The sequence below is a fragment of the Streptomyces sp. NPDC092296 genome, assembly GCF_044755465.1.
In the GTDB taxonomy this organism is placed as follows: domain Bacteria; phylum Actinomycetota; class Actinomycetes; order Streptomycetales; family Streptomycetaceae; genus Peterkaempfera.
In genome coordinates, this window is the sequence record NZ_JBIVRB010000017.1 from 1 (window position 1) to 13,951 (window position 13,951).

The following is a 13,951-nucleotide window of genomic DNA, read 5'->3' on the forward strand; positions in this document are numbered from 1 at the left end:
CGGCCTGCTGCGCGACGGCACCCGCTTCGCCGTCGTGGAGGGCACCGACCGCGCCCGCACCGTCTACCCACCCACCGGCTACCCGACCACCGCCCCCCCCCCCCCCCCCCCCCCCCCCCCCCCCCCCCCCCCGGGGGGCGGGCCCCCCCCCCCCCCCCCCGCCACACCGCTACCCACCGCCCGCCCCGCTGATCGGTGCGCACGCCTTCCAGGCTGCCTCCCCGCTCGCCAAAGCCGCCGCCGACCTCGGTGGCCTGCAACTGGCCGACGGAATCCACGACGCCCTGCTGCGCTCCGCCGGACAGGCCCTCACCGCCCCGCAGCCCGAAGTCCACGCTGCTGTCGGCCTGCCCTCACCCGCAGCCCACCGGTCGCGTCCGCACCGCGACGACCCCACGTAGCCGGGGTCTCCGGGGCGTCAGCAGACCGGGTGGCCGTTCTCCAGGTAGGACGTCCCGCCCAGGTCGCGCGCGCGGAGGCTTGCCGCCACTCGGCGGGCCAGCAGCGGGGGCAGGCACCGGTGGGCGGCGGTCAGGTCCATGAAGGCGTGCGCCCGCAACTCCTCCGGCTGGAGGCGGATCTCCGCCACGGACGCCTCGGGCAGCACACCGCCGTCGAAGACCGTGACCAGCCCCTCGCTGCGCCCGCTCCTGGCGGCCACCCAGTCCACGCAGAGCAACCGGCCCGGGGTGCGGACGAGCCCGAGTTCCTCCTTCACCTCGCGGCAGGCGGCGTCCCGGGGGGACTCGTCCTGCTCCACCGTGCCGCCCGGCATCTCCCACCCGTCCTTGTAGACCGGATCGACCAGCAGAAACCGGCCCGCAGTGTCGAAGAGCAGGACGCCCGCAGCCATGCGCTTGCGGGGCAGCGACCGGTCGTAGCGAGCCGGGTCGGGTTCGTGGGATGCGCTCATACCGGGACGGTAGTGCGCCGCAGCGGAACCGGCCGGTGTGCCTTGCCCGCCATGCCTGCGGAGGTCAAGCGATGCCGCCGTTGGCGTAGAGCACCTGGCCGTTGACCCAGCGGCCCGGCCCGGCCAGGAAGGCGACGGCTTCGGCGATGTCGGCCGGGGTGCCGAGGCGTTCCAGCGGGGTCTGGGATGCGATGTGGTCGATGACGGCCTGCGGCTTGCCGTCCAGGAACAGCGGTGTGGCGGTCGGGCCGGGCGCGACGGCGTTCACCGTGATGTCGCGGCCGTGCAGTTCGCGGGCCAGGATCAGCGTCATCGCCTCGACGGCGCCCTTGGTGGCGGCGTACGCGCCGTAGCCGGGCTGCTGGAGCCGGGTCACGGACGTGGAGAAGTTGACCAGTGCGCCGCCGGGGCGCAGCGTGCGGGCGGCGAGTTGGGACACGACGAACGTCCCGCGCACATTGGTGCGGTGCATGCGGTCGAAGTCGGCCAGGTCGAGTTCCGCGATCGGTGCCAGCAGCATGATGCCGGCCGTGTTCACGACCACGTCGACGCCGCCGTACAGCTGCTCGGTGGCCTCGAAGAGCGCGGTCATCTCCTGTTCGGCGGCGACGTCGCCGCCGATCGCGGTCGCGACCCCGCCCGCCGCCTCGATGTGGGCCACGACGTCCTGGGCGCGGGTCCGGTCGTGGCCGTAGTGCACGACGACGGCGAGGCCGTCGGCGGCCAGGCGTACGGCGACGGCGCGGCCGATGCCTCCGGAGGCTCCGGTGACGATTGCGGCGCGCGGGGCGGGTGCTGCGGTGTCGTCCATGGGGTTCGGCCTCCTGTCATTTTATGGACTACTCGTCCATAAAATGACTGTAGACTGATCGTCCATATACGGCAAGCTTGAGAGGAGGACACAGGTGGAGGAGTCGAAGGCGCCCCCCAGGCGCGGTCGCGGCCGCCGGCCGACCGCGCAGGTGCGCCAGGCGGTGCTGGAGGCCGCCGGCGCGATGCTGTTCGAATCGGGACTGGCCGAGATCACCTTCGAGAAGGTGGCCGCCCGCGCCGGCGCCAGCAAGATGACGCTGTACAAGTGGTGGCCCTCACCGGGGGCCCTGGCCTTCGAGGCCTACTTCGCGGCCGTCGAGGACACCCTCGCGTTCGCGGACAGCGGCGACATAGCCCGCGACCTCACCGCGCAGCTCCACTCCTTCGTCGGCCTGCTCACCGAACCGCCCACCGGACCCGTGATCGCCCAGCTCGTCGGCGCCGCGCAGACCGACCCCGCCCTGGCCGCCGCCCTCGCCACGCACTACACCCACCCGCGCCGCCGACTCGCGGTCGACCGGCTCACCCGAGCCCAGCACCTCGGCCAGATCCGCGCCGAGGTCGACCCCCAGGTGGTCGTGGACCAGCTCTGGGGCGCCTGCTACCACCGCCTGCTACTGCCGGACGAAGCGCTCGACACCGCCTTCGCCGACGCCCTGGTCCGCAACCTCCTGGGTGGCATCCAGGGGTGACGCCGAGTGCGTCAGCCCTTGAGGTTGGCGAAGGGCAGCACCCCGTACGCCACCCGGAACCGGGCGAGCAGCGCCTTCTCCGCCGCGCGCGGGTCCTCACCGGGCGTCGTACGCCATGCGACCAGCAGTGCGGCCGAGTCCGCCAACTGCCAGACATAGCGCCCGCCGTGGTGGCTGGTCCCGCCGAGCCCGTGGGCGCGGTACTGCCCGAGCCGCCCCCGCAGGCCGTGGCGGCCGGTCGCGCCCGCCGCCGCCTTGCCGATGTAGACCACCTCCGCGCTGGGCACCCACTTCGCCGCGAGCCGTTCGACGCCGACCGCCGGGTCACGCTGCTTGCGCCACCCGGCGGTGCTGTGCGGCAGGAAGACGGGGGCCTGGTCACCGGTCCGTACGACGACATAGACGCCGCCCTGGTCGGGGACCGGGGCGGCCGGCAGCTCCGCGAAGGTGACGAACCCGGTGAAACCCTGCTGCTCCAGCACCGGCCGCGTCAGCGCCGGTGCCGGCTCGGGGGCCGTCATCCCGCCTGCCGGTAGTGGGCGAAGACCCGGTCTCGCTCCTTCTCCCACGTCCAGTCGGCCTGGTCCTGGCGGTGGAAGGGGCTCTGCTTGGCGAGGACGAAGAACTGCTCGGACGGCACCCGACGCGCCTTGACCACGATGGCCGACAGCATCACCGGCGACCCGGCACGCTGCTCCTGGCGGCAGACCTCCTCCAGGAGCCGACTCATCGTGCTCGAGTGGTGGCAGACCGGGTGTTCGACGGCATCGAGGTCCGCGCTCAGCGCGCTGTACGAGTCCACGCGCCCCGCCACGGCCCACCGCTTCAGGACCTCCACCATCGCCTCCCGCGCCGCGACGTACGGTGGGGAACCGCGCCGCAGGCGGGTCGTATCACGGCCGTCGGATCACCCGTCGGATCACCCGTCCGATCACCCGCCTGATCACCCGTCCGATTCGCCATGGCCCTATGTCAGCACACCGCAGGCCCGGCCACACCGGAATCCCGGTATCCGCCTGGGCTCGGCGGGGATGGTGGCGGCTCGGGCCATCTGGACCGGTCCCCTACCGGCCTTCCCCGGCATGGACCTCGCGCAGGAAGTCCATGAGGATGCGGGTGAACTCCGCCGGCTGCTCCATCGTCGTGTAGTGGGCGGCGCCGGCCAGCTGCGTGCTGCGGCCGTCGGGTACGGCGTCCAGCAGGGCGGCGACGGTGTCGAGGCAGCCGGGCGTGTCGAGGGCGCAGTTGACGGCCAGGACCGGGACGGCGATGTCCTTGGCGCGGAGGGCCACGTCCGCGACCGGGACGCAGTGGTTCGGCTCGTCCGGGGTGTGCTTCAGCAGGGTGCGCAGCGCCATCTCCTTGATGTGGCGCACGAGGTCGGGGTCGAGGTCGTCGAGGGTGCGGGTGGGGCCCGCCGCCCACTGGGCGAAGCAGTCCAGCCAGCCGGGGATGTCGCCAGTGGCGAGCGCCCTGGCCTGGGCCTCCTGAAGCGCTGCGGACCACGGGTCGCTGAGGTCGGGCTCACCGAGGCCGCGGCCGCTGACGACGAGGGCCCGGACGAGTCCGGGGTGCTCGATCGCGGTGTCGATGGCGATGAGCCCGCCCAGCGAGACGCCGACCAGGACCGCCGGAGTGCCGAGGTCGAGGTGGCGCAGCAGGGCGGCGAGGTCGTCGGCCTGACGGAAGGGCTTGCTCGCGTTCGCGGAGTAGCCGTGGCCTCGGGCGTCGGGGGCGATGACCCGGTGGCCCTGGGCGACCAGGCCGGGGACCAGGTTGTCGAACTGGGTGTGGTCCACGAAGCCGCTGTGCAGCAGCACCAGCGGGCGGCCGTCGCGGGGGCCGGCGTCGCGGTAGGCGAGCGGGCCGTCGTCGGACGCGAAGGTGGCGAGATCGGGCGTGGCGGCGGTGGCCGGGACGGAGATGGCAGGCTCAGTCATGACAACCAAGGTGTCATATCCTCCGCCCACATGGCAACCGAGGTGTCATGATGGTGCGGTGACCGAGACCGACCGCCCCCTCTCCCCCGACGAACTCCCGGAACGGCTGATGGAGGTCTTCGCCCTCGTCGGACCGCTCTACCGCCGCGTCCAGCGCAAGATCGAGCAGGACGCCGCCCAGGGCCTCTCCGTCGGCGTCCGCGCCGTGCTGGACCTGCTGCGCGCGCACGGCCCGATGACCGTCCCGCAGCTGGGCCGCGCCCAGTCGCTGAGCCGCCAGTTCGTCCAGCGGATGGTCAACGACGCCGCCGCGCGGAAGCTGGTCGAGAGCATCCCCAACCCCGCGCATCAACGCTCCTCGCTGATCCGGCTGACCGACGACGGCCACGCGGCGATCACCGCCGTCACCGCCCGCGAGCACGCCCTGCTGCGCCAGGCGTCCGGCGACCTCACCGGTACGGACGTCGCCGCCTGCGTCCGGGTGCTGGGCCGGATGCTGGAACTCTTCGACGACGTCGACCTCTCCAACGCCGAACCGCCGCCCTGCTAGCAGGGCTTCAGGAGCGGGCCACGCCGCCCCTCCAAGGGGCGGAAGGCCGTCGAGCGCCTGATCGACAAGCTGAAAGCCCGGCGGGGCAGAGCCATCCGGTACGACCAGACCCCGGAGAGCCGCCTCGCCGGCCGCCACCTGTGCGCCTCGCTGATCTGGATCGAAGACCTCACCCGAACGACCCGCTGATCATGACTCGATACGCACCCTGGGCCGGCAGCGGTCGCGCTCCGTGGCGATCCGGTGTCAGGGGCTCTCGGGTGTGCCGGTGAGTGCGCCGGTGAGCTGGAGGCTCATTCCGCCGATGGCGTTGGGCTCGGGGCCGGTGCCGACGTATCCGGCGATGATCTCGCCGTTGGCGTCGTAGAGGGTCACGCTTCGCAGGAAGGCCGGGCTCTTCTCGAGGTCGGCCGGGGAGGCGTCGCTGACACCGGCGTCGGCGTACCAGGCCCCCCAGTCGGGCCGACCGGCCAGCGTCACCAGCCTGCCTTCGTAGCTGCCGCTGCGGGTGCGGACCACCACCTGGGCGGGGGTGATCGTGCCGCCGAAGCTGCCGGTCAGGATGGCCCGGCGGTTCTGGTCCCAGCTGAGGGTGAACTTGTTCGCGCCGCCGGACCCGGGGCCAGCGACACGGTTGCAGAACGGCTCGATTTCCCCGGGCTGCCGCACGCACTGCCTGCCGTCCTCGGTCAGCCGCATGGTGATGCCCCTCCCGACGGTGATCTTCTCCCCGGGTCCCACGATGCGAGGACCGGCGGCGCCCCGGGGAGCGGCCGGCGAGACCGTGGTCGATGCAGGACCGCCCGCGCCGGCGAGCAGGGCCAGCGGGGTGAGGAGGAGGCCGCAGCCGGCGGCGATGCCTGCGGCGCGGCGGCGGGCCCGCCGCCTGCGGACCGCCCACAGGATGCGTTCCATCCGGAGGGGGGCGGCGGGGGTGGTGCCGGCGAAGTCGTCCAGGGCCCGGCGCAACTGCTCGGCCTCGGCGGTGGAGGTCATGGCATCTCTCCGGTGAGGATGGGGGCGTAGGCGGCCAGGGCGGGGTGGGCGCGCAGGGCGGCCAGGGCACGGCGGGTGTGGACCTTGACCGTGTTGGGTGAGCAGCCGAGGATCTCGGCGGTCTCCTGTTCGCTCATGTCGTCCCAGTAGCGAAGGATCACCGCCGCGCGTTGCCTGACGGTCAGTGAGTCCAGCGCCTGGACCAGGGCGACGCGGTGCTCGGCGGTCTCGGTGTGTCCGTGGTGGGCGGGCTCGGGCACCAGCGAGGTCAGGAACTGGGTGACGCGTCTTTTGCGCAGGCGACTTCGGTGGTTGTTGATCAGCGCGCGGCGGACGTAGAGGTCGATCTCCGCCTTGGGGAGGCGCCGCCAGTGGTCGCACACCTTGACCAGCGTGATCTGCACCAGGTCCTCGGCGTCGTGGAAGTCACCGGTGAGCATGTAGGCGATGCGCAGCAGCCGGTTCCAGCGTGTGGTGGCGAACTGGGCGAAATCGCCGTCGTCATCAAGTACGGGCTTCACGGACAGCCGTCCTCAGGGCACCAGAAGGGGGGCGGGGGCCCGGGTCGGCCCCCGCCCCTGGAGGGATCAGGGGGTGGGGGACGCGACCGTCACTTCTCCGTCCGGGGTCTTCCCCCGAGGAACGATGTGCTTGCCCTCCTCGAACGACACCATGGCCCGGCCGTCGACACCGTAGAGGGTGAGGCCGCGCAGGAAGATCCTGGAACCCTTGAGAGGCGACCGGGAGGCGCCACCGATGCCGGCATCGGCGTACCAGGCACCCCAGCCGGGGTTCCCGGCCAAGGTCACCACGGTGCCTTCGGCAACCCCGTTGAGCGTACGCGCGCTGATCCGAGCCGGAGCGTCCCCAGCGGTGAAGGAGCCCGCGATCGTGGTGCGGCCGTCACTGCCCGAGCTGACGAAGGTCATCACCACCCAGGGCCTGCTCCTGCTCGCGGTGTTGCACCGCGCCTCGGCCGACCCCGGCTGCCGGACGCACTGCCGACCGTCCTCCGTCAGCCACAGCGTCGCCCCACCGCCGATCGGGACCTTCTCCCCCGGGGCCACCACCTTGACCGCCCCTTCGTTCCCGGCGGCCCCCGAGTGCGCGGCGGCCCCCGAGTGCCCGGCGGAGAGCGGCGCCGCCACATCGGGAGTGCCGAGGGCGAACGCCCCGGTGGGGGCACCGGCCAAGGCGGCCACCGCGCAAGCGGCAACCAGGTACTTCTTCGTCCGGATCATCCGGATCATGGATGAACTCCTTGCGGCAGATCCAGTAGGTGCGGAGGGCGCCTCTCCACCCCTTACAACGCCGTCCACCACCGACCCGGGTGACACCTGCGGCGACTTTTCTCGGCCGGACGGTGCTGCGAATCAGCGACCCGCGCCCGGGGCACCCCCCGCTCAACGAGCAGCAAGCACAGGCCGTCCTCCCGTGAAGTCGCCGCCCTGTCACGGCACCACACCGACGGCCCCCAGGCGGCTCCCCTCCACAACCTCACCGAACTGCCCGATGCCCGCGCGGCAGCACCGGGCAGCTATCTGCGGCTCACGGGCGATTAGCCGCGTCCGGTCATCGGCTCGCGGCAGCGGCCCACACCGGCGCCAGCCGGTGGTACGCCTCCCGCGTACGCCGCACGTGCCCGCCCGGTCCCGCGCCAACTCTCCACTCGTGCGCCGATCCTTCCAGAGAGCACCCGCTGCCGGGCCTGCCGTGGCGCGGGAGTCACCCCGCCGGTCGTGGCGGTGGAAACAAGGCCGCCGCGACGAATCCGGGAGATATGCATTCGATACGGGCAACTACCCATTTCATCGGACGGAAATCATAGATACTGTACGAAGTGAATATCCCCTGTGATGCAGGTCACAAATATCCCCTACTGCCAGCCCTTCCTTTGGCCTCTGCGGACCCTAAGGTTTGACATGTCAGGGACACGCGGGAGACCCCCACGAGATGATTGATGATCCCTGACAGGAACAAAGGGAAATAAATGAAGGGCATAAACGCCGCTCGCGTGGCAGCTGTCGGATCAATCGTCGTGCTGGCGCTGAGCGCTCAGGCACCGGCATCATTCGCCGGCACCGTAAAGCCCCACGCCTGCCCGCCGGACCTCTCCACGACCGTCTCCAACAGCAAGGCGGTCTTCGTGCCCGACCCCGGCAAAATCGTCTATGGGGACTCGGGTACGACGCTGACGGTTTCGGCCGCTGCGGGAAGTGTCCTGACCGGCACCGTGAGTGGGTCCGGGGAGATCGACGAGAGCCTCATCGTCGTGGCTGCGAAGCAGACCATAAGCGCCAGTATCGCCTACTCGAAGACGACTACGGTGACGCTGTCGGGCTCGTGGAAGGTACCGAGCTCCCAGTCCAGCGGGTGGCTCGCCATCGGTTCGCAGGGGTACTCCATGAACTGGAAGACCACACGGACCAACGGCAATTGCAGTGGCGAGAGCACCCTGGGGTCCGGTACGGCAAAGCTGCCGGCCCAGACTCCTTACGTGGCCCATTCCTGAACCGCGAGGAGCACCCCATGCGCACGACCGCGAGAGCCGTCACTGTGGGCGCAGCACTGTCAGCAGTCCTCGCTCTCGCCGGATGCACCGGGGGGAAGCCGGCCGCCGCGCCGCCCGCTTCCCCGCCGAGCGCGGTGGCAAGCGCCCCGGCCGCACCACGGCTGCCCGACCCCATGGACAGCGCCGTGCCGCTCGGCGCCAAGGTCCTCTACCACGGGACCGGAGCGGGATCGGCCGCCCTCGACCTCCGGGGGATGCCGCGTTCGGCCACCGCGCTCAAAGTCACCTGGAGCTGTGCCGGCCCTGGCCGGATGACATTCGAGAGCGACGGGAAGGTCCATGTCGGTGGCAGTTGCGACGCCGCCGGCAACAGCAACGTATTCGGCGGGGAAGTTCCGCGAGCCAATTTCACAAGCCTCGACTGGAAGGTCACGGCCGATCCGAAGACCGCCTGGCGGATCGCCGTGATCAGCCTGGGGTGAGATCCGGCCCCTCGCTCCCGCACCGACCCGGGCCGGTCAGCGGGTGAGGAGTGCCCCGGGCGCGTCGCCGGCGGTCGGCGGCGCGCCCGGGTCCGCCGAACCGCCGGGGCAGCGAGCAGTTGCCGGAGGTACCGGCGGTCAGCCGGTCGGCAGCCGCAGCCGCAGCCGGTAGACGATGAAGACGGGGACGCCGACGAGGCCGCCGAGTTCGACGGGGAAGCGGCGCAGGGCCTCCGGCGAGGGCTGCGGTTCGACCACCCGGTCGACGGCGAAGCCCGCTTCGGCGAAGGCGTCGACGGTCGCGGCCAGCGGCCGGCGCCAGAAGTGCTGGGTGACCTCGACGTCGGCCTTGCGCCAGGTGTCGCTCACCAGCTCCGTTTCGAAGTAGCCGCCCTGCCGGCCGGGCAGCGGCGGGCCGAAGGGGTGGTCGAGGGAGAGCACGACCCAGCCGCCGGGCCGCAGCACCCGGGCGAAGGACCGCAGCGCGACCGTCCAGTCCCTGAGGTAGTGCAGCGTGAGCGAGCAGGTGATGCCGTCGACCGACGCGGGTCCGAGGGGCAGCGGCTCCGCCAGGTCCGCGACCAGGAACCGGCCGCGCCCGGCGCAGCGGAGCCGGGCCTGTTCGACCATGGCCGGGCTCAGGTCGACCCCGACGACCTCGCCGCCCTGGTCCAGCAGCCATTCGGCCTGGGCGCCGGCACCGCACCCCGCGTCCAGCACCACGGAACCCCGCAGGTCCGGCGGCACCAGCGAGCGCAGCGCCGGCCGCTCCAGGTGCCCGTTGTACGCGCCGTCGTCGGTCGTCGCGGCCCACACCGGCGCCAGCCGGTCGTACGCCTCCCGCGTACGCCGCACGTGCTCGCCCCGGTCCCGCGCCAGCTCTCCGCTCATGCGCCGATCCTCCCAGACACCGGCGAGCCCGGCAGAGCTGACGGCGGGACAGACACCGCTTGACCGCATGCCCGCCCTGAATCCGGCAACGCCCAGGACCGCCACGCCGTACGTCCCCGCACGGCGGGTACCGGTCAGCGGGTGGCTTCGATGCCGGCCAGGATGAGGTCGATCCCGGCGAGGAACTGCTCGCGGTCGTCGTGCTCGGGCAGCTGCGCCGCCACCTGGTGTACGAACGGGTACCGCGCGGGATCGAGCTGCGCCCACCGTGCGGCGGCCGCGCTGAGGAAGGCCACTCGGTCGGTCCCGTGCGCGTGCAGGCGGGCGTTGGCAGCGTTCTGCCCGGCGACGCCGAGGGTGTAGTTCACGAGGGCGGACGCGGCGTCGAACTGCGCCCGTTCGGGCACGCCGAGGGCTTGGAGCTGGCCGCCGATGCCTTCGAAGATCTGCGGCATCGCGGTCGGCCACGGCGCGCGGGCGAGCTGGGTGCCCACCCAGGCGTGTGCGTCGATCGCGTCGAACACCCCCAGGGCCACGGCGCGGATCGCTTCCCGGGGCTCCGCGTCACCGGCCACGTCCGTCACGACACGGGCGATGACGTCGTTGGTGGCCGCCGCGAGCAGGTCGTCCTTGTTGGCGACGTGCCAGTAGATCGCCCCGCTCCCGGTGGCCAGGCGGGCCGCGAGCGCGCGGAAGGTCAGGGCGCTCTCGCCGCCGGTGTCGAGGATCTCGATCGCGGCCTCCACGATGCGCTCCTTCGAGAGCGCGTCCGTGCGCCGTTCGGCCCGCTGTGCCCTGGTCGCCATGTCCACCAGTTTGACATGCCTGGAACGCTGTTCCAACATGGCGGATGGAACAGCGTTCCAATCCTGTTCCGGAAGGAATCACCATGACGACACCGATCACGATCGTCGGCGCGGGCCTCGGCGGCCTCACCCTCGCGCGCGTCCTCCACGTCCACGGCATCCCCGCCACGGTCTACGAGGCCGACCCCTCGGCCGAGTCCCGCACCCAGGGCGGCCGGCTCGACATCCACGCGGCCGACGGGCAGCGCGCGCTCGCGGACGCCGACCTCACCGACGAGTTCCGCGCGATCATCCACGAGGGCGCCGAGGCGGCGCGCGTACTCGACCAGCACGGCACGGTGCTGCTCGACATCCCCGACGACGGCACGGCCGCGCGTCCCGAGGTGCTCCGCGGCGACCTGCGCCGCGTCCTGCTCGACTCCCTGCCCGACGGGACGGTCCAGTGGGGACGCAAGGTCACCGGCATCCGGCCCCTCGGCGACGGCCGCCATGAACTGGCCTTCGCCGACGGCTCGACCGTGACCAGCAGCCTCCTCGTCGGCGCCGACGGCGCCTGGTCGAGGGTCAGGCCGCTGCTCTCGGCTGCCAGGCCCGAATACATCGGCACGACATTCATCGAAACCTACCTGTACGACGTCGACAAGCGGCACCCCGCGACGGCTGCGGCGGTCGGCGCCGGCGCCATGTGCGCGCTCACACCGGGCAAGGGGATCGTCGCGCACCGCGAGGCGGGGGACATCCTGCACACCTACGTCGAGCTGAACCGCTCCGCCGAGTGGATCGCCGGCATCGACTTCACCGACGCCGCCGCCGCAAGCGCCCGGGTCGCAGCCGAGTTCGACGGCTGGGCCCCGCACCTCACCGCGCTGATCACCGACGGCGAGACCCCTCCGGTCGCGCGCATGATCCACACCCTCCCGGACGGACACCGCTGGGACCGCGTGCCCGGGGTGACGCTCCTCGGTGACGCCGCGCACCTGATGCCCCCGTCCGGCGACGGCGCGAACCTGGCGATGTTCGACGGCGCCGAACTCGGCAAGGCCATCGCCGCCCACCCCGGCGACCCCGAAGCGGCGCTCACCGCCTACGAGGAGGCGCTGTTCCCGCGCTGCGAGGGCTTCTACGCGGACGCGCACGAGATCCTGGACCTCTCCCTCGGTGACCGCGCACCGTACGGCTTCATCGACTTCTTCACCGGCGGCCCCCAGGAGCAGTCCTGAGCCACACCGCCGACGCACCCGGTACGACCGCGACCGGGGAACGCACGGCCGCTCAGCCGGTGAGGAGTGCCCAGGTCTCGTCACTGACGGCCGGCGGGTCGGCCGGGGCCGCCCAGGTCGAGGCGTCGTGCTCGGTGAGGACGACCGGCTCGCGCTGCTCGACGGTGACGCGGAAGGTGAACTGCCGGGTCACCGAGCCGCTGCCGGAGGAGTAGTCGAAGGCACCGGCATAGCCGACGACCTCGGAGACGCTGCCGCTCCGGTGGCACGGGCATGCTCGCGCTCCATGATCGTCGCCACGTCCGGCCAGCACCGTTGTGCCGGCTGCATGAGGTTCCAGAAGAGGAGGTTCTCGCGGACGACTCGGCACATGCTTGGGATCACCGTGCCTGTGGGCATCTGGCGGAGCAGTCTCCGTGTGATGCTCCCCGCTCCCCGGGCTGTCGGATCGATGCCGTTGCCGATGAGCAGTGTGGCGGTGCGGAGCGTGTCCAGGACATCGAACGGGGCGGCCGTCGCAAGGCGGCCGAAGATCAGCTCGCACCAGGAGGTTCGGCTCCGGGCCCACGCCAATCGTTCGAGGGACGTGCCGAGGTCAAGGATGAGGCGATCCGGGCGGTCGATGTTCCACAGCAGAACCAGGTCCCCCACGGGCATGTCGGCGTGGTGGAAATGGAGGCTGACGCCCTCGACCTGGCGGCGGCGCCAGACGGCGAGTCGGCCGTGGAAGCTGACGTGGCGGGCGTGCAGACCCAGGCGGGACAGGACGGTGAGCAACTCGTCGAAGGCCGTCGCGTATGCCTTGACGTCTGGGATCAGCTCCACACGGGATGTGTTGACGAAGGAGGTCAGAAAGCCGTCAGCGAGCGCCCCGGTGGGCAGCCGCTCGGCGGTGAGCCGGACGACGGGCTGGGGGATGAAGCCCTGGCGGTACGGGGTCGTGCGGCCGTCCTTGAGGACGGGGTCCATGGCCTGGATGGCGGAGATGGTGAGTTCGGTTTCTCGGCCCCAGCGCAGCGGAAGGACGGGCACTCGTAGGACGCCCTGCTCCGCGAAGGCGTCCTCAAGCACCGAGAGGAGTTCCGCCCACGGAAGCAGCCGTCGGGGCGGCCGATAGGGCGTGCCGTGGTCACGGTGACGGACCTCCAGGTGGTCACCGTCGCTGATGAAATCCCAGGCCGGTCCGAGGGTCCTGCGCAGCAGGTGATGGATGCCGGCCGGGCCGGGGGCCGTCAGCACGGACGCGCCGCGAGGACCCGGAAGTGGCGTCGCGGGTCGAATCGGCGCAGTCCGATCTCCTGGACCGCGACGGCGTCGAGGTGATCCGTGCGCGCAATCGCGTCAGCAAGGGTCCTCGCGGCGGTCTCGTCGTCGGCTTCGGGCGGCAGGACAGCGGTGGCCCCGGTGTCCGGGCAGAGGGCGGCTTGGGCGCAGGTGCCGTCGCGCCAGGTGAGGGCGGCAACGGGCGTGCCGGCGCGGAGGGCCTCGCCGAAGACCGCAGCTCCGGCTTCGACGTAGTCGCGGGCGTAGGTGTAGACGAAGGTGGTGGCACTGTGGATCGCTGCGGTCTTGTCCGGGCCGCCGAGTTCACCGACCCATTCCACGTGGTCGGCGTCGAAGAGCCGGGCGTGCCGGCGGACGTAGTCGTTGTCGAAGACGGGGCCGACGAGGCGGATACGGCGCCGCAGTAGCCGGGCGGCGCGCACGGCGATGTGCGGAGCCTTCTGTTCGTCGATGCGTCCGAGCCAGACGAGGTCCCGGCCGTGGACAGCAGGTGGTTCCTGCTCTGCCAAGCCCAGGTGGACGGCCAGGTCCTGGATCGGGAGATGCGTGGCGTAGCGGCTGAGCATCTCGGGGGAGTAGCAGTACAGGCGGTCGCGGACACCGTCGAAGGCGTCGGGCGTGTGCTGGAAGTCGCGGTCGTGCTGGAAGGTGGCGACGTCGCAGCCCAGCGTCTCCTGGATGCGCCGCCAAGCGGGCAGGCTGGGGTACTCGTGGCCGGCGATGAGCAGGTCGTAGCCGTTGGAAGCCAGCATGCGGGCGGTGCGCGAGCCCGGTGGGACGTCCTCCAGTCGGACGGGTATCCGGGTCCACTCAAGGCCGAGCTCCTCACGCCACCCCGGCCCGAGGAGGTGG

18 protein-coding genes are annotated in these 13,951 nt (G+C 71.8%); 5 read left to right on the forward strand and 13 right to left on the reverse strand.

Going from position 1 to position 13,951, the window contains the following annotated elements:
- Positions 1-418: 418 nt before the first annotated feature.
- Together ACIQGZ_RS25760 and ACIQGZ_RS25765 are read right to left on the reverse strand one after the other, a co-directional pair.
- Entirely contained in the window at positions 419-913 is a 495-nt protein-coding gene (locus ACIQGZ_RS25760; RefSeq protein ID WP_402606041.1) for an NUDIX domain-containing protein, read from the reverse strand.
- A 64-nt stretch (positions 914-977) separates the two neighbouring features.
- A complete protein-coding gene (locus ACIQGZ_RS25765) occupies positions 978-1,724 on the reverse strand; it encodes an SDR family oxidoreductase (protein WP_402606044.1) in 747 nt (248 codons plus the stop codon).
- Positions 1,725-1,818: 94 nt separating this feature from the next.
- Between ACIQGZ_RS25765 and ACIQGZ_RS25770 the strand changes: the two genes are divergently transcribed.
- Positions 1,819-2,418 (forward strand): TetR/AcrR family transcriptional regulator C-terminal ligand-binding domain-containing protein, encoded by a 600-nt coding sequence (locus ACIQGZ_RS25770; protein WP_402606047.1) that lies wholly within the window; start codon positions 1,819-1,821, stop codon positions 2,416-2,418.
- A gap of 11 nt (positions 2,419-2,429) precedes the next feature.
- On the opposite strand, the gene ACIQGZ_RS25775 is transcribed toward ACIQGZ_RS25770, so the two are convergent.
- From ACIQGZ_RS25775 to ACIQGZ_RS25785, 3 genes are all read right to left on the reverse strand, one after another.
- On the reverse strand, positions 2,430-2,939 hold the full coding sequence (locus ACIQGZ_RS25775; protein WP_402606050.1) for a hypothetical protein: 510 nt from the start codon (positions 2,937-2,939) through the stop codon (positions 2,430-2,432).
- Entirely contained in the window at positions 2,936-3,256 is a 321-nt protein-coding gene (locus ACIQGZ_RS25780) for a hypothetical protein (RefSeq protein WP_402606052.1), read from the reverse strand. Before ACIQGZ_RS25780 ends, ACIQGZ_RS25775 begins: the two co-directional genes overlap by 4 nt.
- Before the next feature lie 226 nt (positions 3,257-3,482).
- Complete coding sequence (locus ACIQGZ_RS25785; protein ID WP_402606054.1) at positions 3,483-4,358, reverse strand: alpha/beta fold hydrolase; 876 nt, start codon at positions 4,356-4,358, stop codon at positions 3,483-3,485.
- A 58-nt stretch (positions 4,359-4,416) separates the two neighbouring features.
- On the opposite strand from ACIQGZ_RS25785, the gene ACIQGZ_RS25790 reads away from it, so the two are divergent.
- Complete coding sequence (locus ACIQGZ_RS25790) at positions 4,417-4,908, forward strand: MarR family winged helix-turn-helix transcriptional regulator (RefSeq protein ID WP_402606057.1); 492 nt, start codon at positions 4,417-4,419, stop codon at positions 4,906-4,908.
- Between the two features lie 246 nt (positions 4,909-5,154).
- On the opposite strand, the gene ACIQGZ_RS25795 is transcribed toward ACIQGZ_RS25790, so the two are convergent.
- From ACIQGZ_RS25795 to ACIQGZ_RS25805, 3 genes are all read right to left on the reverse strand, one after another.
- Positions 5,155-5,904, reverse strand: a complete 750-nt coding sequence (locus ACIQGZ_RS25795; protein ID WP_402606059.1) for a hypothetical protein — start codon at positions 5,902-5,904, stop codon at positions 5,155-5,157.
- A complete protein-coding gene (locus ACIQGZ_RS25800; RefSeq protein WP_402606061.1) occupies positions 5,901-6,425 on the reverse strand; it encodes a SigE family RNA polymerase sigma factor in 525 nt (174 codons plus the stop codon). Before ACIQGZ_RS25800 ends, ACIQGZ_RS25795 begins: the two co-directional genes overlap by 4 nt.
- A gap of 66 nt (positions 6,426-6,491) precedes the next feature.
- Positions 6,492-7,154 carry a hypothetical protein gene (locus tag ACIQGZ_RS25805; RefSeq protein WP_402606063.1) on the reverse strand — a complete coding sequence of 221 codons (663 nt, stop codon included), beginning with the start codon at positions 7,152-7,154 and terminating at the stop codon, positions 6,492-6,494.
- Between the two features lie 740 nt (positions 7,155-7,894).
- Between ACIQGZ_RS25805 and ACIQGZ_RS25810 the strand changes: the two genes are divergently transcribed.
- Positions 7,895-8,416 (forward strand): hypothetical protein, encoded by a 522-nt coding sequence (locus ACIQGZ_RS25810; RefSeq protein WP_402606065.1) that lies wholly within the window; start codon positions 7,895-7,897, stop codon positions 8,414-8,416.
- A gap of 17 nt (positions 8,417-8,433) precedes the next feature.
- Positions 8,434-8,898 (forward strand): hypothetical protein, encoded by a 465-nt coding sequence (locus ACIQGZ_RS25815; protein ID WP_402606068.1) that lies wholly within the window; start codon positions 8,434-8,436, stop codon positions 8,896-8,898.
- Between the two features lie 138 nt (positions 8,899-9,036).
- On the opposite strand, the gene ACIQGZ_RS25820 is transcribed toward ACIQGZ_RS25815, so the two are convergent.
- Both ACIQGZ_RS25820 and ACIQGZ_RS25825 read right to left on the reverse strand, forming a co-directional pair.
- The gene (locus ACIQGZ_RS25820) at positions 9,037-9,789 is read right to left on the reverse strand and encodes a class I SAM-dependent methyltransferase (RefSeq protein WP_402606070.1); all 753 of its coding nucleotides are present in this window, start codon (positions 9,787-9,789) and stop codon (positions 9,037-9,039) included.
- A 134-nt stretch (positions 9,790-9,923) separates the two neighbouring features.
- Positions 9,924-10,595 (reverse strand): TetR/AcrR family transcriptional regulator, encoded by a 672-nt coding sequence (locus tag ACIQGZ_RS25825; protein ID WP_402606073.1) that lies wholly within the window; start codon positions 10,593-10,595, stop codon positions 9,924-9,926.
- Positions 10,596-10,678: 83 nt separating this feature from the next.
- Between ACIQGZ_RS25825 and ACIQGZ_RS25830 the strand changes: the two genes are divergently transcribed.
- Positions 10,679-11,815, forward strand: coding sequence for an FAD-dependent oxidoreductase (locus ACIQGZ_RS25830; RefSeq protein WP_402606076.1), 1,137 nt, complete (start codon positions 10,679-10,681; stop codon positions 11,813-11,815).
- A gap of 52 nt (positions 11,816-11,867) precedes the next feature.
- On the opposite strand, the gene ACIQGZ_RS25835 is transcribed toward ACIQGZ_RS25830, so the two are convergent.
- The 3 genes from ACIQGZ_RS25835 to ACIQGZ_RS25845 are packed head-to-tail and all read right to left on the reverse strand — an operon-like array spanning position 11,868 to position 13,851.
- Entirely contained in the window at positions 11,868-12,008 is a 141-nt protein-coding gene (locus ACIQGZ_RS25835; RefSeq protein WP_402606078.1) for a hypothetical protein, read from the reverse strand.
- Positions 12,005-13,054, reverse strand: a complete 1,050-nt coding sequence (locus ACIQGZ_RS25840; protein WP_402606081.1) for a hypothetical protein — start codon at positions 13,052-13,054, stop codon at positions 12,005-12,007. The genes ACIQGZ_RS25835 and ACIQGZ_RS25840 overlap by 4 nt, the downstream gene beginning before the upstream one ends.
- Complete coding sequence (locus tag ACIQGZ_RS25845; RefSeq protein WP_402606083.1) at positions 13,048-13,851, reverse strand: glycosyltransferase; 804 nt, start codon at positions 13,849-13,851, stop codon at positions 13,048-13,050. Before ACIQGZ_RS25845 ends, ACIQGZ_RS25840 begins: the two co-directional genes overlap by 7 nt.
- Positions 13,852-13,951: the final 100 nt, after the last annotated feature.

Bases quoted from the DNA above. Each gene is read 5' to 3' on its own strand.
- ACIQGZ_RS25760 (WP_402606041.1), bottom strand. From the start codon at position 913: ATGAGCGCATCCCACGAACCCGACCCGGCTCGCTACGACCGGTCGCTG.
- ACIQGZ_RS25765 (WP_402606044.1), bottom strand. From the start codon at position 1,724: ATGGACGACACCGCAGCACCCGCCCCGCGCGCCGCAATCGTCACCGGA.
- ACIQGZ_RS25775 (WP_402606050.1), bottom strand. From the start codon at position 2,939: ATGACGGCCCCCGAGCCGGCACCGGCGCTGACGCGGCCGGTGCTGGAG.
- ACIQGZ_RS25785 (WP_402606054.1), bottom strand. From the start codon at position 4,358: ATGACTGAGCCTGCCATCTCCGTCCCGGCCACCGCCGCCACGCCCGAT.
- ACIQGZ_RS25795 (WP_402606059.1), bottom strand. From the start codon at position 5,904: ATGACCTCCACCGCCGAGGCCGAGCAGTTGCGCCGGGCCCTGGACGAC.
- ACIQGZ_RS25805 (WP_402606063.1), bottom strand. From the start codon at position 7,154: ATGATCCGGATGATCCGGACGAAGAAGTACCTGGTTGCCGCTTGCGCG.
- ACIQGZ_RS25810 (WP_402606065.1), top strand. From the start codon at position 7,895: ATGAAGGGCATAAACGCCGCTCGCGTGGCAGCTGTCGGATCAATCGTC.
- ACIQGZ_RS25815 (WP_402606068.1), top strand. From the start codon at position 8,434: ATGCGCACGACCGCGAGAGCCGTCACTGTGGGCGCAGCACTGTCAGCA.
- ACIQGZ_RS25820 (WP_402606070.1), bottom strand. From the start codon at position 9,789: ATGAGCGGAGAGCTGGCGCGGGACCGGGGCGAGCACGTGCGGCGTACG.
- ACIQGZ_RS25825 (WP_402606073.1), bottom strand. From the start codon at position 10,595: ATGGCGACCAGGGCACAGCGGGCCGAACGGCGCACGGACGCGCTCTCG.
- ACIQGZ_RS25830 (WP_402606076.1), top strand. From the start codon at position 10,679: ATGACGACACCGATCACGATCGTCGGCGCGGGCCTCGGCGGCCTCACC.
- ACIQGZ_RS25845 (WP_402606083.1), bottom strand. From the start codon at position 13,851: ATGCTGGCTTCCAACGGCTACGACCTGCTCATCGCCGGCCACGAGTAC.